The organism is Arcobacter sp. ISO1 (genome assembly GCF_058105185.1).
This window is the reverse complement of record NZ_CM176573.1, coordinates 2,003,838-2,028,980: the sequence shown is the minus strand read 5'-3', so window position 1 is coordinate 2,028,980 and position 25,143 is coordinate 2,003,838. Positions and strand designations below refer to the sequence as shown.

Below are 25,143 nucleotides of genomic sequence, written 5' to 3'. Positions count from 1 at the left end.
AAAGATTTTATCTATATTTTTTATTAAAAAGCTAAAAGAAGAGAATTAGTAAGAACTAAGCTAAAGCTTAGTTCTTTTGGTGACAAGCAGCTGTAAAAATTACATCTGTTGAAGAGTTAAGTGCAGTTTCCATAGAGTCTTGAACAACTCCAATTACAAAACCAATTGCAACAACTTGTAATGCTATATCATTTGAAATTCCAAATAAAGAACAAGCTAAAGGGATTAAAAGTAAAGATCCTCCTGCGACACCTGAAGCTCCACAAGCAGCAAGTGCAGAAACAACAGAAAGAAGTAAAGCAGTTCCTATATCAACACTCATTCCTAAAGTATGTACTGTAGCTAGTGTTAAAACAGTAATAGTAACTGCTGCACCAGCCATATTTGTTGTTGCTCCCAAAGGGATAGAAATAGAATATGTATCTTCATTTAAATCAAGTTTTTTACATAAATTTAAATTAACAGGGATATTTGCTGCACTACTTCTTGTGAAAAATGCAGTTATTCCACTCTCTTTTAAACAAGTAAGAATAAGAGGATATGGATTTGTTCTTCTTTTAATAAATACAATTATAGGGTTAATAATTAAAGCAATAAACAACATTGTTCCCACTAAAACAAGTAATAATTTTGAATAACTTAATAATGCTGCAAAACCTGTTTGCGCAAAAGTATTTGCAACAAGTCCAAAAATACCAAAAGGCGCAAGTCTAATAATAAATCTAACAATTTTTGTAATTCCTGTTGACACATCAAAAAATACTTTTTTTGTTTCCTCTGCACTATAATGCATTGCAAAACCAATTGCAATAGCCCAAACTAAAATACCAATAAAATTTCCAGTTTGTAATGCATTTACAGGGTTATCAACCATATTAAACAATACAGTTTTTAATACATCAATAACACTATCAGGTGGAGTTAAAGCCTTTTGTGCTCCTTCAATAAGTACTAGTTCAACAGGGAATAAATAACTTGCAAGAACCGCTATTAAAGCAGCTAGAAAAGTTCCTATTAAATAAAGTATAACAATAGGTTTCATTCCTGTTTGAACCCCAACCTCTTTAGTTGCAATAGCTGTAGCAACTAAAACAAAAACTAAAATTGGCGCAATTGCTTTTAATGCACCAACAAACAATGTCCCTAAAATTGAAAACGACATGGCCAATTCCTTTGAAACCATGGCCACAAGAACACCTAACACTATCCCTATAAGAATTTGTAAAACTAAATTACCATTTGCATATTTTGAAATGATACCATTATTACTTTGCATATCTAATCCTAATAATTAATTTTTAAATTTAAGAATTATATCAAGTAAACTTTTCAATTTAGATTATAAAAGTTGCATATAAATTGCAAATAGTTACATTTATAGAATTTAAGAATTTTTTTTGTTAACTCTTTCAAAAATTAAGTTTTTTAAACTTTTCTCTTTATTTAAAGATGGAAAAGTATCTAAATTTTCTAAACTCTTTTTATATATAAAAGAAGGACAATGCTCTTTAAATAACTCTTTTAAATAATTAGTATCCAATTCAGGGGCGTTTAAACAAGCTAATATAGTACAAGTACTTGAAGCTAAGGAATCAAGTTTTTTTACAATTTTCACATAATCTTTTGTTGCAGCAAAACTTCCTTTTTGAAAAGATGGTGGATCAATTACAATCAAATCATAGGGGGCTTCTTTTTTTATTCTACTCCAAGATTTTAAAATATTGTATGGCATAAATTTAACTTTTTTTGTATTATGATTATTTAAATGATGATTTCTTCTACCTGTAGTTAATGCCCCTTTAGCCATATCAACATTTACTACTTGTTTTGCACCACCTTCTATTGCACAAACTGAAAAAGCACAAGTATATGAAAAAAGATTTAAAACGTTTTTATCTTTAGCAATATCTTTAACAAACTTTCGCCCTATTTTCATATCGGGGAAAATCCCTATATTTTTATTTAAAAAACTTATTGAATATTTCAAACCATCTTCAATAACTATCTCTTCATTTTCTACATTACCAAAGATTAAATCACTTGGAGCTTTTTCCTCATATCTTCTTTGAACTATAAATGTCTCAAAGTGAAAATTTTTTGCTATTTTTTCTAAAATATTTATAATTTGTTTTTCTTCATCTACTTTTTCAAAAAAAGATGCAAATAAAATTTTATCGATGGAATCAACTGTTAAAAAATTGAATCCATCATAAAAATTCCCCCTTCCATGAAAAAGCCTTTTTATTTCACAAAACTTATTTTCTAAGTTTTTTTCAATAATATCTTTAAGAGTCTCTAAATCCACTAGCTTTTACCTTTGAATTAAGTATCTCAAATATAATTTCTTGAGATTTTATAAATTGATTTAACTCTTTAAATCCTAATTTATTAGAGATTTCTTCTTGTAATGACTGGATATATTTATTTGCAACACTCATAAGGCTTTCACCTTTTTTTGTAAGCCTTACAATTTTTTCTTTCTTATTATCAGAAGATTCAAAATAAATATAATCAGATTGTTCAAGCTTTTTTAGATTTTTATGCATTGCTTGTCTGGTATAACCAAGTTTTAAAGATAAATTACTTATTGATATATTTTCAAATTCCATTATATAAGGGAAAATAGTAATCAAAGAGTTTGTTAAATCCCCAAAACCTTCATCTTGAAGCTTTTTAAGAATTAGATCATTAAAAATTTTACTTGTTTCTAAAGATAAAAAACATATCGACATTGTAAACCTAGTTGACAAAATTTATTTTTTTTGTTAATATTTAAAAAATTAACAGGAGTATAATAACATGAAATACCTTTTACAGTTGGACTTCGCTTACAATGGACCTTTTAAAGATGAAATGTATCAAGCAATGAAAGAACTAGCAAAAGACATCGCAACTGAAGATGGGCTTTTATTTAAACTTTGGACTGAAAATGAAGAACAAAAAGAAGCTGGTGGTATATATGTATTTAATAATATTGATGATGCAAATAGATATTTAGATAAGCATACTAAAAGACTGGCAAGCTTTGGAATTGAAGATATAAAAAGTAAAATTTTTAATATAAATGAAGAATTAAGTACTTTGAGTAAAGCTACATTTTTAAAAGATATGAGTTAATTGAACTCATATCTTTTAATATCAATAATTTCATATTCAAAAGTTTGATTATTTATAGAAAATTCAAATTCTTCACCTACTTCTTTTCCAAGTAAAACCTTGCCTAAAGGGGATTTGTTTGATATCATATATTTATTTGGGTTTGTTTCAAAAGTACCTACAATTATAAAAGTTTTTTCTTCTTCATTATCTAAATCTAAAACTTTTACTTCTGAGCCAAAATTTACTTTTTCATGGGGGATTTTTGTTGTTTCAACTACAGTGGAATTATTTATGATTTTTTCTAAAAACCTAAGTCTTTTATCAAGATTTCGAAGCATCTCTTTAGCTGAAATATATTCTGCATTTTCACTTCTATCACCATGCTGTGCAGCTATCTCTTTTTCTTTTACCCAATAAGGTTTTTCAACCTCAGCTAATTGCTTAAACTCTTTTACGAATCTTTTATATCCAAACTCTGTTATTAACTCTTTTTGCATTTGCTATTATACCAGAAATACTCCTTTGTATTTTGCAAAGCTTTGCTATACTTCTAAGTAATATGGAAAATTTAAAACAACTTTTATACAAAATGCTTATTATCGGCTTTGATGGTAAAGAGATACTTAATAATAAAAAACTAATTACAAATATACAAAATGGTTTAGGTGGAGTGATACTTTTTGATCATTACATTGATGATAAAACAAAATCTAAAAATATACAATCGCCACAGCAAGTAAAAGAACTCAATGAGTCACTTCAATCTATTTGTGAAAGCCCTTTAATAATTTGTATTGATCAAGAGGGTGGGAAAGTTGCTAGATTGAAAGAAGGAAAGGGTTTCAATAAAACTCTTAGTGCAAAAAAGATTGCCTCTTTAGAAGAAAAAGATGCAAAAAAAGAGTATGAAAATCTTAGCTTTGAACTTAAAAATCTTGGTATAAACTGCAATTTTGCTCCCCTTGTAGATTTAGCAATAAACAAAGAATCTAAAATAATCTATGGTTTAGATAGAGCTTATGGAGAAGATAGTGAGCAAGTGGTTAAATATGCCCAGATTTTTATGGATGCTTTAAGTGAAAATCAAATCATTTCTGTACTTAAACATTTTCCTGGTCATGGTAGTGCAAAAGGTGACAGCCATGAAAGCTTTGTTGATATAAGTAAAACTTGGAATGAGATAGAACTAATTCCATACAAAAAACTTTTATCTAAAACAAAGATGATTATGAGTGCCCATGTTTATAACAGTAAATTGGATGAAAATTATCCAGCAACTTTATCTTTTAAAACAAATACTGAACTTCTAAGAAAAAAACTTGGATTTAATGGGGTTTTAGTAACTGATGATTTACAAATGTTAGCAATAAAAAAACACTATAAAAAAAAAGAAGAAGCCATTGAATTAGCAATAAACTCGGGAGCTGATATGTTAATGTACTGTAACCAATTAAACAATGATGATACAGAAGAGACAATAGATATGATGAACCATTTAGTTCAAAACAAGAAAATCTCAATTGATAGAATCAAAGAAGCAAATCATAGAATAAATAGATTAATTAAAGGTATATGATGCAAGCTGGTTTTTCATTTATTGATTGGTTTATCTTTATCTCTTATTTACTAATTTTACTTTTTTTAGCTTCTTATCTTTCAAATAAGAATATAAACTCATCTAGGGAGTTTTTTACAGCTAAAAACTCTTTTACTGCTTTACCTGTTGCTCTATCACTTCTTGCAACTGCACAGTCTGCGGCAACATTTTTAGGAGCTCCTGAGTTTTCATATAGATATGATTTAACTTTACTTGGTTACTCTATTACTTCTTTATTAGCAATCTACATTGTAGTAAAAGTATTGATACCAAAACTATATGAGATGAAAGCAATAAGTGTTTATGAACTACTTCAAGAAAGATTTGGGGGAAATAGTAGACGAGATGTTGGAGTAATGTTTTTAGTAGGAAGATTGTTTGCAAGTGGAGCAAGACTTTATATGGCAGCACTTGCACTTAGTATGATACTTTTCTATGATATAAGTTTAGTTCATGTTAGTTTTTCTGTTATATTACTTACACTTGGTGCATTGATTTTTACTTATTTTGGTGGAATTAAATCTGTAATCATTAGTGATATACTTCAAATAATAGTTTATTTAGGTGCGGGAATTGCAGTTCTAGTTTATCTATATTTATCATTATCTATGGACTTTAATCAAATTTTTCAAAGCTTAAGTGAAGCTCAAAAGTTAGAATATATTGATTTTGAACTAAGTTTTACCAATGAGGGTAAATTTAATATCTTTTCACTTTTTACAGGTTATATGCTTTTAAATATAGCAGCCTTTGGACTTGACCAAGATTTAGCCCAAAGGGTTTTATCTTGTAAAGATAAAAAACAAGCAGGATTTTCACTTTATGGAGCAACCCTTTTAAGTATCCCTGTATCTTTACTATTTTTAAGTATTGGATTACTTCTATTTTTATATTATCAAGAACATACCATAAATCAAAAGTTTGAAGGTGAGAGTATCACTATTTTTATGTATTATATTTTAAATGAAATGCCAAATGGACTTAAAGGTTTTGTAACTATTGGAGCAATAGCAGCTGCACTTAGTAGTACAAACTCTGTTTTAGGAGCAATGAGTAGTGTTGCCATTGAAGATATATATAAACCGTATAAAATTAAACATCAAAGAAACATTGATGAGACCCATTTTGTAAAAGTTGCAAAAAAATTTGTTTTAATATTTGCTTTTCTACTTTCTTTAATGGCTATTCTTAGTTTTATTATACATAGTAACTCTTCAATCCCACTAGTTAGTTTTGCTCTTGGAGTTATGGCATATGCCTATAGTGGTTTACTTGGAGTGTTTGCAAGTGCATTTTTTACCAAAAGAGGAAATGCTAAGCTAATTCCATACTCTTTGTTTATTGGTTTTGCAAGTGTATTTTGTATGCAAGGATATACCTTTGGGTTAAATATTGGTTTTGCTTGGCAATTGCTAATTGGTACTATACTTTCATTTGGAGTAATGCAACTTGGAAAAAAATGATTTAAACACTAAACTTTATATTGGTGTAATGAGTGGAACTAGCCTTGATGGGATAGATATAGCCTTATGTAATATAGATAAAAATAGTATACAAACTTTACAAACAAAAGAGTACCCCTTTGATATACAGATTAAAAAAGATGTTTTAACTGCTATTTCAGATCCTATAACTTTAGAGTTTCTAGGTACTTTAAATCATAAATTAGCTCTTATGTATATAGATGCAATAAAAGATTTTTTAAAAAAGTTTAAGATTAAAGCAGAAGAAGTTATTGCTATTGGTTTACATGGACAAACACTCTGGCACTCACCAAACAACCCCTATGCTTTTTCAATGCAATTAGGGGATGGTTCACTTGTGGCAAAAAAGCTTCAAATTGATGTGATAAATGATTTTAGAAGCGCAGATTTAGCAAACGATGGACAAGGGGCACCTTTAACCCCTGCTTTTCATAAATCTTTATTTGATGATAAACAAACTGCAGTTTTAAATCTTGGAGGTATTGCAAATATCACTATTTTAACAAAGGAATACCTAGGTTTTGATACTGGTGTTGCAAATATATTAAGTGATTACTGGATACAAAAAAATCAAAAAACCCCTTTTGATAAAGATGGTTCTTGGGCTAAAAGTGGAAAAGTAAATAAAGAGCTTTTAAAAGTTTTATTAGATGATCCCTACTTTAAAAAACTTCCCCCTAAAAGTACAGGTAGAGAGTATTTTAATAGCACATGGTTAGAAAATAAGTTAAAAAGTTTTTCTTCCATAAGTGCAGTTGATATACAAGCTACACTTTTAGAATTTACTATTTTTCCTATAATTGAAATATTAAAAACAAAAGAGATTAAAAGATTAATTGTATGTGGTGGTGGAGCCCAAAACAAATATTTAATGGAACAACTTTCAAGTAAACTAGATAATATAAAAGTAATAAGAAGTGATGAACTTGGAATAAATAGTAACTTCTTAGAAGCTATTGCTTTTGCATGGTTAGCTTACAAAAGAGTTAATCATCAAACTATTGATTTGTCATCAATTACGGGATCATCGAAACCAACTATTTTAGGAGCAATTCATGGAAAAGATTAAAGAGTTTTTAAAGGGTACTTCTTATGAAAACTTCACCATTGAAGTTGCTTCTAGTGATGCAAGTTTTAGGCGATATTTTAGACTAAAAAATAAAAATAATAGTTTTATTTTAATGGATTCATCTTTAGAAAAATCATCTTTAAAACCTTTTATTACTGTAACAAATCTTTTATTAAGTGTAAATTCCCATGCTCCAAAAATCGTCTTTGAAGATTGTGAAAAGGGTTTTTTAATTTTGGAAGATTTAGGCTCTTTAAATCTACTTGATAAATTAAACAAAGAGAATTTTAAAGAGTTATATAAAAAGTGTATAGATGAAATTATTACTATGCAAAAAATTAATGCGAAAGATTTACCTTTATATGATGAAGCTTTTTTAAAACAAGAGATGAATTTAATGAAAGAGTGGTTTTTAAATAAATACTTACAAAAAAACTTAAATAAAGAAGAAATTAAAGTTATTGAAAAGAGTATTGATTTAATAGTAAAAAAAGTACTTTCTCACCCTCAAGGAGTATTTGTACATAGAGATTTTCATTCAAGAAATATTATGTTTTGTGAACCACTTGGAATAATAGATTACCAAGATGCTATGAATGGTTCTATTGTATATGATTTAGTATCATTATTAAAAGATTTATATATAAAATTTGATCCAAAAGATATTCAAGAATTGGCACTTTATTTCAAAGAGCAAAAGAAACTTCAAATAGATGATGAAGAATTTTTAAAATGGTTTGATTTTATGGGATTACAAAGACATATAAAAGTTTTAGGTATTTTTGCAAGACTTTATATAAGAGACAACAAAGATGGCTATTTAAAAGATTTACCTCTTACTTTAGAGTATGTTCTTGAAAGCTTAGAAAAATATCCAGAGCTTAATGAACTTCATGAAATATTATCAAAGGTAAAATTACCATGACAGCCCCAAATATGACGGCCCCAAAAGGACTGTAATGACAGTATTAATACTTGCAGCGGGGAGAGGTGAAAGAATGAAACCTTTAACCAATACCACACCAAAACCACTTTTAAAAGTAAAAAATAAAGCTTTGATAGAGTGGCATATTGAAAAGTTGGTTTCAAAGGGATTTACAACAATTATTATAAATATCGCCTATTTAGGTGAACAAATCATAGAAAAACTAGGTGATGGTTCAAAATGGGGAATTAAAATAATCTATAGTGATGAGAGACAAAGTGGTGCTTTGGAAACAGCAGGTGCTATTATTAAATCTTTACTACTTTTAAGTGAAACTTTTTTAGTGGTAAATGCAGATATATGGTGTGATTATGATTTTGATTTAAATTACAAATTAAATAAAAGCTTAGCCCATCTAATTTTAGTAGCAAACCCCGAACATAATCTAAGTGGAGATTTTAAATATGAAGGTTCTTCTTACACATTTAGTGGTATTGGATATTATAGTAAAAAGATTTTTGAAAATATGAAACTAGAAAAAAAAGCTTTAGGCCCACTTCTAAAAGAACTTGACTCTCAAAATAAAATCAGTTTTGAAGTTCATAAAGGTGTTTGGAGTGATATTGGAACTCCACAACGTCTAAAACTAGCTAATAGTTTCTAAATATTTAGCCACAGCATCTTCATCATTTGTATAAGAGGAAACATATGTAGCTATTTTTTTTAAGTCGTCATGGGCATTAGAAACTGCAACACTAGTTTGAGCAAGTTCAAACATTCCCATATCGTTTAAATTATCACCAAAAACTGTAAAATCTTTATAATCAACTTGCATCAACTCATGAACAGTTTTTAATCCATGGGCTTTATCTGCATCTTTATGTAAAATTGTTAAAAAATAACATCCCATATAAGCTTCAGGGGCTAAAATAGATTTAATTTCATCTTTAAAAACTCCATGAAGTTTTTCTTGTAATTCTTCTAACTGCTCTTTAGTAGAGAAATAGACTATTTTAAAATTCTCTTTCATTGCTTTTATATTACTACATTCTTGAAGATTATCATCCATATGATATCTTTTTATCAATTCTTCTGTGTAACTATTTTTTTGTTTTGGATATAAGAAAGCTTCATTAAGATTTTTATCTTTTAGAGCCAAAACAACTGGATAGATTCCAAGTCTTTTTCCACACTCAATAATCTCATCTCCAATCTCTTGGGATAAGATTTTCATATCAAGAATCTTTTTTTCAGGGGATACAATTAATGAACCATCAAGTAAAATCATTGGTGCATTTGTATTAAGTCCTTTTAAAAACTGTTCACTTTTTTTATAACTTCTAGCTGTTGCAATACTCATAATATGTTTTTTTGACATATTATTCCAAGTATTTAAACTATAAGGGCTAATAGATAAATCATTACGTAAAAAAGTGTGGTCAAGATCAGTTAAAAAAAGTTTAGCCATAATTATCCTTCAAATCAATCTTGACAGTGTATTATAAAATTGGTGGAAGATATATTAAACTGCACCCATAAGTTGTTTTGAACTTTCCCCTACAAAAGTTAACATCTCTTCATATGATGCACTTTTTTCTTCTACATCAGTATCAATTAACTCATCATATACTGCTTCAATTTTTTCTTCTTGTTTTTTTAATCTTTTCATATCAGATTTATCTAAATCTGCTAGTTCTAAAAGTTCATTCCAAACAGAACTCTCATCTAAAGGGAATGCTGTAAATTTAATACCTTCATACTCAAAAGTACCAGCTTTTTCTAAATCAGTTACATACAATAGATATAAACTACCCGATACTAAAAAATCTTTGTATTTTTCTACTAGTGGTGCTAAGTCATGAAAACTTTCTAATTCACAAGCAAAAAACTTCATAGTACCATCAATAATAGTAATAACTTGTTTTGCTTGAATCTTTGGAGGCAGTTTTCTATCAGGAGAGATTTGTTTTCCAGCTTCTACTATTAAAGCCCCTCTATAGCCATAAGTTCCATCACTTAATTCACCTTGAAATGATGGTTGCCATGCTAAATCATTTTCCTTTAAAAACTCTACGAAATTTGCCATTTTTATTCCTTGTAATTATATTTTTCAATATAATGCAAGAAATATTCCTTAAGTTTTTAAACTTTACATAAATCTTTCAAAACTTTGGGGATATGGAGTATTCAATAAATCACCCTTTTGCATAGGTGGGAATAATTCATCATATCTTTTGTAAGTAGTTTGATCTAATCTTCTAAAAATATGCGTTCTATTAAGTTTATGTGGATTATCAAGTCCAGCTGAAGCAATTATCTCAATAAAACTTTCTAAAGTTACTTCATGAAAATTTGCAACCCTTTGTTTTTTATCTTCAACTACAAGTCCCTTTGTTAATCTTGGGTTTTGAGTAGCAACACCAGTTGGACAAGTATTTTTATGACATTGTAAAGCCTGAATACATCCAAGACTTAACATCATCCCCCTTGCACTTGCTACTAAATCAGCTCCAAGAGCAAAGGCTTTAGTTATATCCATACCATTTAAAACTTTTCCAGAAGCAACAACTTTTATCTCATCTTTTAAATTAAATCCATTTAAACAATCAACTACAAAAACCAAAGCCTCTCTAAGTGGCATACCAACAGAGTTTGTATATTCTAAAGGAGCGGCTCCTGTTCCACCTTCACCACCATCAACAGTTATAAAATCTGGTCTAATGTTATGTTCAACCATTGCTTTACAAATATCTATAAATTCCTCTTTTCTACCAATACAAAGTTTAAATCCAACTGGTTTTCCTTCACTTAAATCTCTTAATCTTTTAATAAATTTTAAAAGTCCTAAGCTTGAATTAAATGCACTATGCGTTGGAGGAGAATCAACTCTTGTGTGGGGCTTAACATCTCTATCTTCGGCTATTTCAAGGGTGTTTTTATTTGCTGGTAAAATTCCACCATGACCAGGTTTTGCACCTTGAGAAAGTTTAATCTCAATCATTTTTACACTTTCATTTAATGCTCTTTTTGTAAACTTCTCTTCATGAAAATTTCCATTTTCATCTCTACATCCAAAATAGCCTGTTCCTATTTGCCATATTAAATCACATTTTGATGCTAAATGATATCTACTTAATCCACCTTCACCTGTATTTAAAGCAAAATTTCCAATTTTAGCCCCATTGCCTAAAGCCATAATAGCATTTGCACTTAATGCTCCAAAACTCATAGCAGAAACATTTAAAATAGATGAATCATATGGAGCTTTACAGTCACTTCCACCTATTAATACCCTTGGACTTAAGTCTAAATCATGGGCTTTTAAAGCATTTAAAGAATGACCTATCCACTCATAACCATCTTGATAAACATCCATTTTAGTTCCAAAAGGAATTGTACTTTGTTGTTTTTTTGAACGTCTATAAACAACGCTTCTTGCTTGTCTATTAATTGGCACACCATCTATATCTGATTCAATAAAATATTGTCTTATAGGAGGTCTAAGCTCTTCTAGAACCCATCTCATACGTGCAACTACAGGGAAGTTTCTCCATAAAGCATGTTTAGTTTGTTTTGTATCATAAATACCAATCACAATTAAAATTGCAAAAATCAAACCAAGCCATAAAAATGACAAATCAATAATAGAAAGGATAATTATAAAAATAGAACCGAAGATGATAATTTTTTCAAATAGTTTAGGCATAAGGAAGTCTCTTTTTTTATTTTTATTATACAAAAAAGAGATTAATTAGAAGGTTTATACTTTTTAGTTATCCTTGCAAAATCATAAAAATCACTTAACATCAAATAGCGAATTTGAATATCTTCAAATTTCTTATGAACTATTTCTAAACCTTCATTATATAATCTTACATCTTCAATAAATTCATTTGGATAATCAAGCTTTTCCTCTTTTATCTGGGGGAAACATTCCATAAATTGAAAAAAAAGTTTATTTATAAGTTCCATTTTTTCATTAGTTGGTTCTTTTAAAAAACCTTTTAGAGTTTCAAACTCTTTACAAATTTCGACTAAACATTTGTGCATGAGTCACTACTACTTTGACAAGTGCCAATTTGTTTTTGTGTATCTAGTTGTAAAGCTAAGATATCATTTAATTTTGTCATATCAAATCCACAGATTTTATTATCATCTATAATTATCAAAGGTCTTTTTATCAAAATTGGATCATTAATCATTTTATATATTAATTGTTCTTTGGTGATTGAATTTAAGTCTATTTCACCTTTTTTTATCTTTGGAGCAGTTTCATTTACAATATCATTTTTTTCTAATCCTACAAAAAATAACTCTAAAGTTTTTTTATCCCATTTTGTATCAAGTATAGATTTAACTTCAAACTCAAGGCCATTGGATTTTAAAAGCTCTTTTTGTTTTTTATTTCCTAAACAACCAGGCTTCTCATAAAAAACAATCTTTTTTTTAACATAAAACATTTTGTCTCCTTAATTCTAATAATTCATATGCAAATATCATGCCTTTTATTGTTTACGGTATTATTTTTGCATATAATACTTTTTTTCAATTACAAAGGTATTACATGCTTTCAAAATATTCATTCGGAACTTATAGAACAACTTATCAAAACCCAATTCATAAAGAAGCTTTAAATTTTGCATTAGATAATGGGATTACTCATATTGATACTTCATCAAATTATATGCATGGCGAAGCAGAAATTATGATAGGTCAAGTAATAGAAAATAGAAATAGAGAAGATTTTACAATTGTTTCAAAGGGTGGATATATCCAAGGTGAAAACCTAAAAAGAGTTATGGAAGGCTTTAAAGTTGAAGATTTAGTAAGATATGATGAAAACTGTTTTCATAGTATCCATGAAGAGTTCTTAGAAGATCAGATCAATAGAAGTTTAGAAAGATTAAAAACAAAATACATCGATGTCTATCTACTTCATAATCCTGAATACTACTTATTAAAAGAGATAAAAGTTGGTATGACAGAACAAGCTATATTAAAACACCATGAGATTATGCAACAAAGAATAAAAAGAGCCTTTGCCTTTTTAGAATCAAAGGTTAAAGAAGGAAAAATAAAAGCCTATGGTATTAGCTCAAACTCCTTTGCAAAAAAAAGAATAAATTACCACTTTTTAGAGTATAAACACTTAATAAACTATGCAAAAGAGATTGCAGGTGACAAGCACCATTTTAAAGTAATACAATTACCTATGAATATGTTTGAAAATGATGGTGAAGAGTGTGCAAAATGGGCCTATAAAAATGATTTAGAAGTTCATATTAATAGACCTTTAAATGCGATGAAAGAAGATAGAATGATTAGGCTTGCTTCATATGAAGAGTGTATAAATTATGATTCCCTTTTAGCTCAAATTAGAGAGATAAACAATGATGCCTTTCAAGAGGTTATTGACCAGATTTTAAAGATAGAAAATGATTACAGATGGGCTGGCGATGTTGATGATATATTAGAGTATCAAGTAATCCCTTATATTGTTCAAAATATCAATTTAGACCCAGTTTATTTTCAATTAGTTGATAACTTTTTAAACTGTTATAAAAGTAATATAAAAAGTAGAATTTCAAAAGAAGTAGCAAAGGAGCTAAATATAAATGGTCCAATAGATGGTGTTGCTTTAAAATATTTGGAACAAAAAGAGTATATTACAAAAATACTTGTGGGAATGAGAGATAAAAGATATGTAAAAAAGATTTTAGATTACTCTAAAATCTAATCTTTTAAGCTCTCTTTTTTTATACCATTGTAGTAGGATATATGAGATTATAATAGCTGCAATGGTTCTAATTACTACAACCATAGTAAAATCTGCACCAAATATTACAAACAATAAAGTATCTTCAATAACTGCATGGCAAATCATCAAAAAAGTACCTATATAAAAAATATCATCTTTAGAGATATTCCCACTTTCTACCTCTTTTATTAAAATTCCAGCACCATAAGTAATACCTAAAACTATACCAACTGTTATAGAAAAACCTTTACTAACATTTTTTTGTGATTGTTTTATAAACTTTCTACTTTTTATAAAATCCATCAAAAAAATCAATGCTGTTATTAGGATAATTACTGTGATACTTAATTCAATTGAATTTAAAATGGAGCTTTGCAATAAATCACTAATGCTCTCATATGTTTGTTTTTCAAATACAGCATCAGTTAAACTAGCACTAAAAAATTTTGCAGGTAATAATGAAGTAAAAAAAGCAACTATAAAAGCACTAATTATCCTAAGAGAATATGAATAAAAATTACCTATTCCAATTTTTTTCATAATTACACCTTCTACAGGAAGAGCATGGGCAATACCAACAAAAACAGCTAGAATTGACCACTGATGGATACTTAAATCTAATGGTGCAGCAAAGGCAACAGAAGCATAAACATTTAGAAACATTCCACTAATGATTGCAAGTGAAGTTTCAGGTGGCAAACCAATTATTGAAGTAAAAGGTTCTATTAAAAAACTAACATAAGATAAAGTATTATAGTAAAATAGTATATCTGCAATAATATAAATAGGTATGATTAGCTTTAAAACTATCCATGCACTTTTTATTGATGATTTGAAACTTTCTTTGTAATTCATAAATTAATCTAAGCCATTTACAATATTTATTGGTTTTTTGCCATCAAGAACTCTTTTTACATTTAAAGCAGCTTTTTGTCTCATTTCAAAATAGGCTTTATCACTATAAAAAGCAGAATGTGGATTAATCATAAATCTTCCATCAAGCCACTTCTCTTTTGCTTTCCAAGCATCTATCATCTTACCACTTGCTGGTGGTTCACTTGGAAGAACATCTAAACTAACACAATTTAAATGTCCAGATTTTAATGGTTCATAAAAAACGTCTAAATCTTTTACAATAGCACCACGTGCAGTATTTACAAGTGAACTGCCTGGTTTCATTTTAGCAATAAACTCTTCATCAATCATTGCATTTGTGTCTTTATTTAAAGGCGCATTTATAGAGATAATATCGCAAGTTTCAAGTAATTCGTCAAGATTATCAAATCTATAAGAGCCAAGCATTTTTTCAGTTCCACTTGAAAGATATGGGTCATAAAATGAAGTTTGAAATCTTAGGGCATTTGCTTTTAATAAAACACTGCCACCAATTCGCCCTGCTCCAATAACACCAAGCTTATAATCACTTGTTCTTTTAACATATTTTAATGTATTTGTTTGCCATGTTCCATCATCATACTCTCTACATTGATAATCATATCTAGTAATTCCACGGGCAATATTCATAATCATAGCAATTGATGTATCACTTACTTCATCTGTTCCATAATCAGGTGTATTTGAAGCATAAATCCCTTTTGACTTGATATATTCCAAATCTTGAAACACATCATAACCTACACCGTATCTAACTAAAGCTTTTAGATTTGGTAGTTTATCAATATATTCATTTGTAATTTTATGATGCCAAACTAAAAGTACCTCTATACCCTCATGAAGTTCAGATGATAATTCATCCCCTAAAACATCTCTTTCAATATCAGGGTTTGTAACCTTGTCTGTAATATAAACTCTTTTCATAATATCTCCAAAATATCTATAAATATTAGCTTGATATTTTAGTTAAATATTACAAAAAGTTAAGAATTTTTTACTCAATTATTCTTTTAGCTAGTTTTTCTATAACTTTCTTTTTTAGGATATGTATATCACTTTTCTTTACCCATAACAAGGCTTCTTTTTTATAATATTCTAAAATAAGAGGGGCAATAGATTCTTTTTTTTCTTCTATTTCTTCTAAGAACTCTTTTAATTCACCCTCATCAAAATCTTCAAATTTTTCTAACTTGAAATATAAAGCTTCCAAAAAATCATTATCAATAAAATCTTTACTTCTTTTTAAAAACTTTGTAGCTTCTATTTCTAAAGCTTTTATATCATTCCATTTTCTTCCAGTTTTAAGCTGATCAATTGCCACAGGTAAAAACACAGGAACTAAATCTAAAACTTTGTTTAACTCACTAAAATCATTATCAACTAAGCTTCTAAAAAGCATTCTAGTTCTGTTTCTAATTTTTACTCTCAGATTATCATCTTTTATTACATCTTTATGAATTAACTGAAATCTTCTAAGAGCAGGTAATTTTGAATGATTAAAAGCCATAATAGAAACAAGTGGAGCACTATCAGCTATTTGCTCTTCTCTAGAGCCATTTGGTCGACAAAAAGCCCAGTAAAGTCTAGCTTCCATATCTTCATGATTTAGATATTTTTCATCCCCTAAGCTTTCAAAATCATCCTCATCTTTTAGTAGTTCTACTTCATCTTTATATGTTAAATTGAATAACTCTTCCAAAACTTTCAAACCTTTTAATATTTTTTTTCTCACTTATTATAAATAATGTTTTACAAACTAAACTTTCATAGATCTCAAATTCACCATCAGTTAAAACCATAAGCAAGTTATCACTTCTAATATCACTTGATTTTTTTAAATATCTTAAAACTTCATCAAAATTTGTTCCACCATCACTTTTAGGAATAAAAAGTTCCTTTTCTATCAAAGGGTTAAAGGAATCAAATTCTATTATATGCTCCTCTTTAACTTTTAAATCAAAAGGAAGAACCTTTACTTTATATTCATAGAAACCTTCACAAACATCTTTTACTACCCCTAGAAACTTTTTATAATCATCTAGAGTAACACTTGAACTACTATCAAGTGCTATAAAAACCTCAATCATCTCATCACTTTTTTTACTTCCAGGTAAATACAATCCACTATGAAGAAATTTTCTATTTGGTCTTGAGTAAGTTGATGTTTTTTCAAATAGTGATGAGATTAGATACTCTTTTAATGTATCTTGTAGTGAAATTTCAGGTTTTATCAAAGTATCTATTTCTATTTGCATTCCCTGATACTCTTTTGAACTTTTTTTAGCTATTGAGAGTGCTTGTATTATGATTCCATCTAATTTTTCTCTATCTCCATCATCAGTTTTATCATCATTCACTTCTTCTATGTCCATCTTTGATTCATCATAGATATAAGCTTTTAATTTACCATCTTCTTTTGGTTTAGTTTTTATCTCATCATCTTTTTTTTCTTCTGAAGAACTTTCATTGTTTTCTTCTTCTTTTCTAAGAATTTCATAGACCTCTTCGACACATTTATTTTCTAAATCAAAATCTAACATCTCATCAGTTGGTATTTTTCCTATATTTGAAAAACTAGATAAAACCAAATTTGTAACTAAATCACAAGCTTGATTCCAAAGTTTTTTCTCTCTTGTTCTTTGTCTAAAGGGGTGTTTTAAAACTATGTGTAAAAGTGTATGGGCATAAAGATAAGTTATCTCATCACTAGAATAGCTTTGTAGTTTTTCTAAATCAATAAAAATTTCTTTACCATTGGTTTGAAAAGCGCTATTACTATTATCTTTAAAATTAGTTGGAATTGATAATGCTAATACAGAAAGAAAGGGATGATTAAATAAAAAATTTATCCTTATTTTCTGAAAAACTTCGTCATATGATATACTCACCATACTGCTCCATCCAAGTATCAAACTCTTCAAGTTCTGCTATATTTTCATCTTTGACTATTAAATCTTTAATAAGCATCACATTAAACTCAACTGGAAGACAATTTACATATGCAAATAAATTCTTTCCTTGAGAATTCCCTTTATATTTTTCAATTATTGCTGCACATAGGGCATATAAAGCACTTGGTTCATCTGGTACAACATCACTTTGTCCTTCTAAAATAGCATCAATATCAGGCAAAGTTTTATAAACCTTTACAAAAGAGATAAACTCAATTCCAGCGCCATAGCCCACTGTTCCATAAACAACTGGATTAATTCCTGTTAAAGCTTCATTCTTTTTTAAGATATTAGATAACATATTCCAAGCTCTTGGTGTACAAAATGCTGGATTTGTTTCAGTTGAACTTGGCACTTCATTACTTAATAAATCTGGACGAAAGCCTAAAAAGCCTAGAACAAAAGGATGTATCTCATTTTTGATTGCCCAAATTTTAAAATCATCATATTTAGCTTCTAAAACAATATGTACCATTCTGTTAATAAGTGGACTTGGAAGTTTAAAAACAATACCTCTATCATCTATTTTATTCCCTGCACAAATTATTCTCCAACCACTAGGCAAAGTATACTCACCAATTTTTCTATCAAGTACTAATTGATAAATTGCTGCTTGAACTGAAAGTGGAGCTGAATTTAACTCATCTAAAAAAAGTATCCCTTTTGAATTTTCATCGAAGGGTAAAAAAATTGGTGGCATCCATTTTGTTTGATTATTAGATATTGTAGGTATTCCTCTTAAATCAACTGCATCAAGTTGGGAAAGCCTTACATCTATAAGCTTTAAGTCATTTTGTTTTGCAATATCATTTACGATATATGATTTACCAATTCCTGGACTTCCATGGATAAATAAAGGTATATCTACATCTATTAAAACTTGGATTTGTTTATATAATTCAGTGGTTCCTATAGAAGGTGTAATCATTTTTTATCCTATGAAAGTTTTAGCTCTTTTAGTATCTCTTGTAAATCTTTATTTAAGTCTGTGATTTTTTCTAAAACTTTATCTTTTTGCTCATTTGACATTGAATATTTGCTATCAATGTTTTCATAAATTTTTAAAGAGTCAGTAAAAATTTTTTGCATCAAGTCTTGTTTTATTTTTTCTTCTAAAATACCCATAATATCTCCTTTTTTAAACTTTTTTTAGAAAGCTAGCTAAATCACTATCCATACTTATTAGATGTAAATCAAACCAATCTGGAAGCTTTTGTATATAGTAAGATTTTAATAGTTGCTTACCAATAGAAGTGTTACTTTTTTCTAAAAAAAACTGCATTTCATGTAGTACTTTTTGATGTTCCTCTTTATGCTCTCTTGAAGTTGGATAATTAAATTGATCCATTTGAGATTCTTCATAAAAAAAATGTCTTTTTGTATGTTCTATTAACTCTTTTGTTTTATTTATTATACTGCCAATCGAATTGTTGTCTGCACCATTATATATATGAATAAACTCTTTATGAATCTCATCCATTTCATCGTGATTAAGAAGATGCTTATTATCTTTAAATTCCATTTTTTTCTTACCATTTTTTTAAAGCTTATATGCAATAACTATACCCCATTGAAAAAACTCTTTTAAACAATGTTTTGTATAATCATATATTAAAAGGAGATTTATGCAGTTTGAAAAACTTATACATGGAAAACTAATAAAAAGATATAAAAGATTTTTAGCAGATATTATACTTGATGATGGAAGTGAAATAACTGCCCATGTTCCAAATAGTGGTGCAATGACAAGTTGTATTGAAGAAAATTGTGATGTTTGGGTAACACACCATGATAATCCAAAAAGAAAATTAAAGTATACACTTGAATTAACAAAAATGGGCAAAGAGTTAATTTGTACAAATACTGGTGTTGCAAATAAAATAGCTATTGAAGCTATTGAAAATGGTATAGTAAAAGAATTACAAGGTTATGATAATCTAAAACCAGAACAAAAATATGGAAATCAAAACAGTAGAATTGATATTTTATTGTGGAATAACAATAGTGATAAAAAATGTTTTGTTGAGATTAAAAGTGTGAGTTTAAACCTTGGTGATACATTAGCATTTCCTGATGCAAAAACAACTAGAGGTCAAAAACATTTAGAAGAGTTAAGAGATATGGTGCAAGAAGGTCATAGAGCAGTAATGCTTTATATAATCCAAAGAACAGATAATCTTCCTTTTAGAATAGCACATGAAATTGATAAAAAATATAATGAGATTTTTGAAGAAGTAATAAAACAAGGTGTTGAAGTTTTAGTTTACCAATCAGATATAAACTTTGAAGAGATAAAAGTGGCTAAAAAAGTAGAGTTTAAGTAAATCAACTTAACTCTACTCCACAACTTTGGCACTCTTTTCTAAACCAACCTCGTCCAGGAAACTTACCACAACTTGGGCACTTCCATAAAAAAACTGTAAACCCCATATATATTACAAATCCAGCAATACCTGCTCTAAACCAAAAGTCTTGACTTTGACCAAATATTTGTTCAATATCTTTGATAGCAATAACAACACTAGGTGTTAAAAGGATAAAAAATATTCCTGCAGCAATTTTTGCATTTAATATCACTTTAGCAAATTCCTTCTTCACATCTTGATTTCTCATTTTTGTCCTTAATAAAAATATTGAGAATAGTACCTACAAAAAGTAGCAATAACAAAACAAATGATAATAAAATATAAGATTTTCTTAATAATTTTTATTAAAAGTTGCTTAAGTTTCATAAGATATAATTATGAAAAAATTATAAAGGTAAGTTATAAATGAATAAATTTGACAAATTTAGAAATTTTTGTAGAAAGTTCAGAATTATTGTAGGAGTAGTTTTAATTGGAATTGGTTTTTTTACAGGAATTGTATGGTTTTATTTAGGAGTTATTCCATTAATTGCTGGAGTTTTAGACTTCTGCCCAACATGTCTTATTACAAAAAAATGTACTCCTAAAAATTTACAAAAAAATGAATCTCAAGCTTAATTGCTTGAGATTTTATAAATATTACCACTATCAGTTGAGATAAAAAGTTCCCCTTTTTTAGATTCAACTATATTTCTAATTCTTTCACCTAAGTTTTCTAAAAAACGTTCTTCTTTAACTAATGATAAATCATTACTAACTTCAACTTTATTTAGATGTCTTAATTTTAATGCAGTAGATAATATATCCCCTTTTAAAGATTTAAATAATTTACCACTATAAACAATTAGTGAACTTGGAGCGATTGATGGTATATAGACTTTTTTAGGTTGTTCCATACCTTTTTTATGTGTCCCTTCACCAACAGCTAATGGAGCCCAATACTCTTTCCCATATGAGATAACTGGCCATCCATAGTTTTTCCCTTTTTCAACTAAATTGATTTCATCACCGCCTCTTGGGCCGTGTTCTATACTCCATAAACGTTGAGTTTTTTTATCATAAAAAATTCCTTGGGGATTTCTATGACCATAACTATAAATTTCTGGAAGTTTTCCTCTTTTTTTAACAAATGGATTATCACTAGGTATACTTCCATCTAAATTTAATCTAATAATACTACCTGCATGATTAGTTAAGTCTTGTGCATTTTTCCTGATTCCTCTATCTCCTATTGAAAAAAATAGGTGACCATTTTCATCAAAAGTGATTCTACTACCAAAATGAACATTCTTATCTGTAGCAGATTTACTAATAAACAAATCTTTAAAATCTATAAGTTTTTTTCCATCAAACTTAGCACTTGCTAATGTTGTAACCCCTTGATTATTTACAGATTTTGAATAGGTAAAATAAAAAGTTTTATCAGTCTTGAAATTTGGAGATTTTTTGACGTCTAATAAGCCACCTTGACCACGATTGTGAACATTTATTTTATCTATTAATGGTCTTAATTTTAAAGTGTTTAAATCTAAAAGCATTACATCGCCAGCTTTTGCAGTAAGAATCATCTTTTCATCATCGATAAAATCTATTCCCCAAATTATTCCAAGGTTTGTTTCTATTTTACTTATTTTAAATTTTTCATTAGCGAATAAATTTACAGACAACAGAAGAGTTAACATAATTTTTAATAACCATTTCATAATAAATTCCTTTATTTTGAATAATTAATTTTATGATTAAAAAGTTAAATAAGTATTAAGTGAAAAATTAAATTCAAAATTCAAAGAAAGTTAACTTCTTTAAAAGCTAGCTTCTTTTAAATTTTAAATCAGCTTTCTATTTCAACCATGATTTTATTAAATTAGATAATAATTTAGGAGTTTCTAAAGGAAGCATATGAGATGTACCCTCCCTAGATATCACTTCAATATTTGTATGTTCTTTTTTTATCTTTTTAAGTGATTCATGATTTATAAGTCTGTCACTTAATGAATAAAAAAACTTTATTGGGATTTTTAAAGCAGTTAACTCTTCATAGATATCATTTCTTTTGAATGTACTTTCCATCTGTACATTATAAACATCTTTTCCCATTGAAGAGAACATATCTTGAACTAGTGAAATCAATTTTTCATCATCTCTATTTGATTCTTCTAATAAAGATTGTGTTTTTTTGTAAGATAAACCCTTAAAACCTAAGTTATTCATTTGTTTTAAAGTAAGTTTTCTTTTTTCTATCTCATCTTGATTCATTGAACTAGGAGTCCCTGCAACAAGCATAAGTTTTTTTATCTTTTCAGGAAACTTTGTAGCAAAATAACATGCTGTGTAACCACCTAAAGAGAAACCCAAGAGATTAATCTTTTCATCTTTTATTTGTTTATTTAACTGTTCTACTGACTCATCAAAATCAGAAGTATGGGGTAAAGGTAAATGTATTAATTCATAATCAGTTAATAAAGGTCTTAGTTTACTCCATAATCTTTCATCAGTCATAAGACCAGGAAGTAAATATATTTTTTCTTTCATCTTCTATCCAGTGTATAATATTTTTTTATTTTAAGTTTGTATCAAAATTTTATTAAAACTTTACTAACAAGTGATGTTATATTTTTCAACTAATGTTGAAATCTCTTTTCCTAGAAAGTTTAATTTTTCTATAGCAAGTCTTTCTTTACTACCAGATATTCCAACTGCTCCAATTAATATATTTTCATGATTAAATAAAGGAACAGCGGTACAACACATATTATCTTGGAATTCACTATAATCAATTGAATATCCATTTTTTTGAACCTCTTCTAAAGTCTCATTCAACTCATTTAAGTTTTTTATTGTGTTGTGTGTATATTGATTTAATTTCAAATTTTCTAAACTATAGTTACCAAAGGCAAGTATTGATTTACCCAAAGCACTAGTATGTAAAGGTGTTTGAAGACCTATATTATTTCTAGTTTTAAGCTTTCTAGAACTATTATCAACTTGATTTAGATATAAAACCTTATTGTTATCAAAAATACCTAAATAAGCACACTCATTTGTTAATTTTGATATCTCTTCAAGAAGTGGTTTTGTTTTTTGAACTAGAAGCTGGATTTTAGTTTTTTTATTTTGTTCGTTCTCTAAAATCTTTGGGACAATCTCATTTGATTCGTCTAAATATTCAATATAATCTTCATGATTTAATGTCTGTAAGATTCTTGACATAGTACTTTTATTTATATTCATTTTACTACAAAGAGTAGAAGCTTGAATAGGTTTTCCATAATTTACAATCTCTTTATAAACTTGTAAACCCTTAGAAAGAGATTTTAAAGAATCTGACATTTTCACCCTTTATGCAAAACTAATAAAATTAGTTTTGCATATTTTCTATAAAAGTTCGTTAAACTTTGCTAACCATGTTGGATGAGCTGGCCAAGCTGCTGCTGTAACTAAATGTCCATCAACATAAGCATCTTCAAAACCTACATCAATCCATGTTCCACCATTTGTATTAATATCAGGTGCGCAAGCTGGATAAGCTGAACAAGTTTTATCTTTTACAACACCTGCTGCAACTAAAACTTGTGCTCCATGGCAAACAGAAGCAATAGGTTTTTTCTCATCATCAAAATATTTTACCATTTCGATAACTCTTCCATTAAGTCTAATATACTCAGGTGCTCTACCCCCTGGAATCAATAAAGCATCATATTTTGTTTCATCAATTTCATCAAAAGAAGCATTTAATGTAAAATTGTGTCCTGGCTTTTCAGTATATGTCTGATCACCTTCAAAATCATGAATTGCTGTTTTTATTTGTTCCCCTGCTTTTTTATCTGGACAAATAACATCCACATCATGACCTAACATTTTCAAACATTGAAAAGGTACCATTAATTCGTAGTCTTCAACAAAGTCACCAGCAATAATTAATATCTTTTTTGACATTTCACTCTCCTATAATTAGATTTAGTTAATCTTATAGAAAGTGAATTTAATAGTAACCTTATTAGAAAGATTAGTTTAAAGTAGTTTCACTATATGAAACTAGCTTTCATATCCATATAATTTACTACTAATGAAATAAAAAATAGTATCTTTATATAAATATAAAATGGATAAAATAAATTTTTTAAAATATCATTTTAGGATAAGTATGAATTATTTAATAAAATATAAAGAGGAAATCAAAAACTATATTTTAATAATACTTGGAGCTATAATTTTAGCTTTAGGAGTAGTAGGTTTTTTATCACCAAATAAGCTACTAACTGGAGGGACTGCAGGTCTTGCATTATTACTTTATTATGTAACTCCATTAACAATTGGAACCCTAATTGTTCTAGTAAATGCCCCTTTAATTATTTTAGGAGGAAAAGTCCTTGGAAGACTTTTTGTAATAAGAACCATTTTTACAATTATTGCTATTTCTATATTTATAGATTTTTTTGACAAAGTATTAAATATTAATCCATTTATTCAAGACACTATTTTAGCTGCTATATTTGGAGGAATTTTTATTGGAATTGGATTATCTTTAGTAATAAAAGCAGATTCAAGTGCAGGAGGCTCTACGATAGTTGCAAAAATCGTTGCTTCTAAAAGTGAAATTAGGCCAGCAACTATAATACTTATAATTGATGCAATTATAATACTCTCATCCCTTTTTATATTTGAAGATAGAGTAAAGATTCTTTGGAGTGTAATAAGTATTTATATAACAGCAAAAATAGTAGATAAAATTCTAACAGGAAGACTTGATAAAAAAGTAGTTCATCTTGTAACAGATAAAACCGATGAAATGAAAATGAAAATAAGGGAAGAACTAGGTCCTAAAGGAACTATCATACAAGGGGATGGACTTTTTGATAAAGAGCATAAAAAAATAATCCTTTTAGTTGTTGATGTAAGTAAACTTCAAAAACTAAGACAACTTGTAAAAGAAAATGATTCTGAAGCTTTTATTGTTATTTCAGAAGCTAGTGAATTTTTAGGAAGAGGTTATTAAGATA

At 28.2% G+C, this 25,143-nt stretch carries 31 protein-coding genes; 10 read left to right on the top strand and 21 right to left on the bottom strand.

From position 1 onward, the window contains the following. Positions 1–67: 67 nt before the first annotated feature. The 3 genes from sstT to AC2TY9_RS10080 form a co-directional block, all read right to left on the bottom strand. Positions 68–1,276 carry a serine/threonine transporter SstT gene (gene sstT, locus AC2TY9_RS10090; RefSeq protein WP_489777329.1) on the bottom strand — a complete coding sequence of 403 codons (1,209 nt, stop codon included), beginning with the start codon at positions 1,274–1,276 and terminating at the stop codon, positions 68–70. 108 nt (positions 1,277–1,384) lie between these two features. After that, the gene (locus tag AC2TY9_RS10085; RefSeq protein WP_489777328.1) at positions 1,385–2,305 is read right to left on the bottom strand and encodes a class I SAM-dependent methyltransferase; all 921 of its coding nucleotides are present in this window, start codon (positions 2,303–2,305) and stop codon (positions 1,385–1,387) included. After that, positions 2,286–2,732, bottom strand: coding sequence for a MarR family winged helix-turn-helix transcriptional regulator (locus AC2TY9_RS10080; protein ID WP_489777327.1), 447 nt, complete (start codon positions 2,730–2,732; stop codon positions 2,286–2,288). The genes AC2TY9_RS10085 and AC2TY9_RS10080 overlap by 20 nt, the downstream gene beginning before the upstream one ends. A gap of 67 nt (positions 2,733–2,799) precedes the next feature. On the opposite strand from AC2TY9_RS10080, the gene AC2TY9_RS10075 reads away from it, so the two are divergent. Next, positions 2,800–3,117 (top strand): monooxygenase, encoded by a 318-nt coding sequence (locus tag AC2TY9_RS10075; RefSeq protein WP_489777326.1) that lies wholly within the window; start codon positions 2,800–2,802, stop codon positions 3,115–3,117. Here the strand turns inward: AC2TY9_RS10075 and AC2TY9_RS10070 are convergent. Further along, complete coding sequence (locus AC2TY9_RS10070; RefSeq protein WP_489777325.1) at positions 3,114–3,596, bottom strand: GreA/GreB family elongation factor; 483 nt, start codon at positions 3,594–3,596, stop codon at positions 3,114–3,116. The two genes, AC2TY9_RS10075 and AC2TY9_RS10070, sit on opposite strands and share 4 nt — an antisense overlap. 62 nt (positions 3,597–3,658) lie before the next feature. On the opposite strand from AC2TY9_RS10070, the gene AC2TY9_RS10065 reads away from it, so the two are divergent. Genes AC2TY9_RS10065 through AC2TY9_RS10045 form a run of 5 tightly spaced genes read left to right on the top strand, consistent with a single transcriptional unit; the run spans position 3,659 to position 8,838 of the window. Continuing rightward, a complete protein-coding gene (locus AC2TY9_RS10065; protein ID WP_489777324.1) occupies positions 3,659–4,675 on the top strand; it encodes a glycoside hydrolase family 3 N-terminal domain-containing protein in 1,017 nt (338 codons plus the stop codon). Then, on the top strand, positions 4,675–6,159 hold the full coding sequence (locus tag AC2TY9_RS10060) for a sodium:solute symporter family transporter (protein WP_489777323.1): 1,485 nt from the start codon (positions 4,675–4,677) through the stop codon (positions 6,157–6,159). The genes AC2TY9_RS10065 and AC2TY9_RS10060 overlap by 1 nt, the downstream gene beginning before the upstream one ends. Beyond that, on the top strand, positions 6,146–7,249 hold the full coding sequence (locus tag AC2TY9_RS10055) for an anhydro-N-acetylmuramic acid kinase (RefSeq protein ID WP_489777322.1): 1,104 nt from the start codon (positions 6,146–6,148) through the stop codon (positions 7,247–7,249). The genes AC2TY9_RS10060 and AC2TY9_RS10055 overlap by 14 nt, the downstream gene beginning before the upstream one ends. Further along, positions 7,236–8,174 (top strand): aminoglycoside phosphotransferase family protein, encoded by a 939-nt coding sequence (locus tag AC2TY9_RS10050; RefSeq protein ID WP_489777321.1) that lies wholly within the window; start codon positions 7,236–7,238, stop codon positions 8,172–8,174. The genes AC2TY9_RS10055 and AC2TY9_RS10050 overlap by 14 nt, the downstream gene beginning before the upstream one ends. Before the next feature lie 34 nt (positions 8,175–8,208). Beyond that, complete coding sequence (locus AC2TY9_RS10045) at positions 8,209–8,838, top strand: nucleotidyltransferase family protein (protein ID WP_489777320.1); 630 nt, start codon at positions 8,209–8,211, stop codon at positions 8,836–8,838. Here the strand turns inward: AC2TY9_RS10045 and AC2TY9_RS10040 are convergent. The 5 genes from AC2TY9_RS10040 to AC2TY9_RS10020 form a co-directional block, all read right to left on the bottom strand. Beyond that, a complete protein-coding gene (locus AC2TY9_RS10040; protein WP_489777319.1) occupies positions 8,821–9,642 on the bottom strand; it encodes a Cof-type HAD-IIB family hydrolase in 822 nt (273 codons plus the stop codon). The genes AC2TY9_RS10045 and AC2TY9_RS10040 overlap by 18 nt on opposite strands. Positions 9,643–9,696: 54 nt before the next feature. After that, the gene (locus AC2TY9_RS10035) at positions 9,697–10,260 is read right to left on the bottom strand and encodes a hypothetical protein (RefSeq protein WP_489777318.1); all 564 of its coding nucleotides are present in this window, start codon (positions 10,258–10,260) and stop codon (positions 9,697–9,699) included. 63 nt (positions 10,261–10,323) lie between these two features. Then, the gene (locus tag AC2TY9_RS10030; protein ID WP_489777317.1) at positions 10,324–11,880 is read right to left on the bottom strand and encodes an FMN-binding glutamate synthase family protein; all 1,557 of its coding nucleotides are present in this window, start codon (positions 11,878–11,880) and stop codon (positions 10,324–10,326) included. A gap of 41 nt (positions 11,881–11,921) precedes the next feature. Further along, positions 11,922–12,224 carry a hypothetical protein gene (locus tag AC2TY9_RS10025; protein ID WP_489777316.1) on the bottom strand — a complete coding sequence of 101 codons (303 nt, stop codon included), beginning with the start codon at positions 12,222–12,224 and terminating at the stop codon, positions 11,922–11,924. Continuing rightward, a complete protein-coding gene (locus tag AC2TY9_RS10020) occupies positions 12,209–12,634 on the bottom strand; it encodes an ArsC/Spx/MgsR family protein (RefSeq protein ID WP_489777315.1) in 426 nt (141 codons plus the stop codon). Before AC2TY9_RS10020 ends, AC2TY9_RS10025 begins: the two co-directional genes overlap by 16 nt. Positions 12,635–12,738: 104 nt before the next feature. On the opposite strand from AC2TY9_RS10020, the gene AC2TY9_RS10015 reads away from it, so the two are divergent. Beyond that, the gene (locus AC2TY9_RS10015) at positions 12,739–13,911 is read left to right on the top strand and encodes an aldo/keto reductase (protein WP_489777314.1); all 1,173 of its coding nucleotides are present in this window, start codon (positions 12,739–12,741) and stop codon (positions 13,909–13,911) included. On the opposite strand, the gene AC2TY9_RS10010 is transcribed toward AC2TY9_RS10015, so the two are convergent. The 7 genes from AC2TY9_RS10010 to AC2TY9_RS09980 all read right to left on the bottom strand — a co-directional run bounded on the left by AC2TY9_RS10010 (position 13,891) and on the right by AC2TY9_RS09980 (position 19,299). Continuing rightward, complete coding sequence (locus AC2TY9_RS10010) at positions 13,891–14,787, bottom strand: nucleoside recognition protein (RefSeq protein WP_489777313.1); 897 nt, start codon at positions 14,785–14,787, stop codon at positions 13,891–13,893. The genes AC2TY9_RS10015 and AC2TY9_RS10010 overlap by 21 nt on opposite strands. A 3-nt stretch (positions 14,788–14,790) precedes the next feature. After that, positions 14,791–15,750: a C-terminal binding protein gene (locus tag AC2TY9_RS10005; protein WP_489777312.1), complete on the bottom strand. Its 960-nt coding sequence runs from the start codon at positions 15,748–15,750 to the stop codon at positions 14,791–14,793. A gap of 70 nt (positions 15,751–15,820) precedes the next feature. Next, a complete protein-coding gene (locus AC2TY9_RS10000) occupies positions 15,821–16,525 on the bottom strand; it encodes a hypothetical protein (protein ID WP_489777311.1) in 705 nt (234 codons plus the stop codon). Next, positions 16,497–17,717, bottom strand: coding sequence for a vWA domain-containing protein (locus tag AC2TY9_RS09995; protein ID WP_489777310.1), 1,221 nt, complete (start codon positions 17,715–17,717; stop codon positions 16,497–16,499). The genes AC2TY9_RS10000 and AC2TY9_RS09995 overlap by 29 nt, the downstream gene beginning before the upstream one ends. After that, positions 17,698–18,705 (bottom strand): ATP-binding protein, encoded by a 1,008-nt coding sequence (locus tag AC2TY9_RS09990; protein ID WP_489777309.1) that lies wholly within the window; start codon positions 18,703–18,705, stop codon positions 17,698–17,700. The genes AC2TY9_RS09995 and AC2TY9_RS09990 overlap by 20 nt, the downstream gene beginning before the upstream one ends. Positions 18,706–18,713: 8 nt before the next feature. Next, positions 18,714–18,902, bottom strand: a complete 189-nt coding sequence (locus AC2TY9_RS09985) for a hypothetical protein (protein ID WP_489777308.1) — start codon at positions 18,900–18,902, stop codon at positions 18,714–18,716. Between the two features lie 13 nt (positions 18,903–18,915). After that, positions 18,916–19,299: a bacteriohemerythrin gene (locus AC2TY9_RS09980; RefSeq protein ID WP_489777307.1), complete on the bottom strand. Its 384-nt coding sequence runs from the start codon at positions 19,297–19,299 to the stop codon at positions 18,916–18,918. Positions 19,300–19,402: 103 nt separating this feature from the next. Between AC2TY9_RS09980 and sfsA the strand changes: the two genes are divergently transcribed. Beyond that, complete coding sequence (gene sfsA / locus AC2TY9_RS09975; protein WP_489777306.1) at positions 19,403–20,101, top strand: DNA/RNA nuclease SfsA; 699 nt, start codon at positions 19,403–19,405, stop codon at positions 20,099–20,101. A 1-nt stretch (position 20,102) separates the two neighbouring features. Here sfsA and AC2TY9_RS09970 read toward each other — a convergent pair whose 3' ends face one another. Beyond that, a complete protein-coding gene (locus tag AC2TY9_RS09970) occupies positions 20,103–20,390 on the bottom strand; it encodes a hypothetical protein (protein ID WP_489777305.1) in 288 nt (95 codons plus the stop codon). Positions 20,391–20,548: 158 nt separating this feature from the next. On the opposite strand from AC2TY9_RS09970, the gene AC2TY9_RS09965 reads away from it, so the two are divergent. Next, a complete protein-coding gene (locus AC2TY9_RS09965; RefSeq protein WP_489777304.1) occupies positions 20,549–20,761 on the top strand; it encodes a YgaP family membrane protein in 213 nt (70 codons plus the stop codon). Here the strand turns inward: AC2TY9_RS09965 and AC2TY9_RS09960 are convergent. The 4 genes from AC2TY9_RS09960 to AC2TY9_RS09945 form a co-directional block, all read right to left on the bottom strand. Further along, positions 20,758–21,846, bottom strand: coding sequence for a PQQ-dependent sugar dehydrogenase (locus AC2TY9_RS09960; RefSeq protein WP_489777303.1), 1,089 nt, complete (start codon positions 21,844–21,846; stop codon positions 20,758–20,760). The two genes, AC2TY9_RS09965 and AC2TY9_RS09960, sit on opposite strands and share 4 nt — an antisense overlap. A 136-nt stretch (positions 21,847–21,982) precedes the next feature. Then, positions 21,983–22,675, bottom strand: a complete 693-nt coding sequence (locus AC2TY9_RS09955) for an alpha/beta fold hydrolase (RefSeq protein WP_489777302.1) — start codon at positions 22,673–22,675, stop codon at positions 21,983–21,985. A gap of 63 nt (positions 22,676–22,738) precedes the next feature. Further along, complete coding sequence (locus tag AC2TY9_RS09950) at positions 22,739–23,473, bottom strand: IclR family transcriptional regulator (RefSeq protein ID WP_489777301.1); 735 nt, start codon at positions 23,471–23,473, stop codon at positions 22,739–22,741. 45 nt (positions 23,474–23,518) lie between these two features. Further along, a complete protein-coding gene (locus AC2TY9_RS09945) occupies positions 23,519–24,079 on the bottom strand; it encodes a DJ-1/PfpI family protein (protein WP_489777300.1) in 561 nt (186 codons plus the stop codon). 208 nt (positions 24,080–24,287) lie between these two features. Here AC2TY9_RS09945 and AC2TY9_RS09940 point away from each other — a divergent pair, with 208 nt between their 5' ends. Further along, the gene (locus AC2TY9_RS09940) at positions 24,288–25,139 is read left to right on the top strand and encodes a YitT family protein (RefSeq protein ID WP_489777299.1); all 852 of its coding nucleotides are present in this window, start codon (positions 24,288–24,290) and stop codon (positions 25,137–25,139) included. Positions 25,140–25,143: the final 4 nt, after the last annotated feature.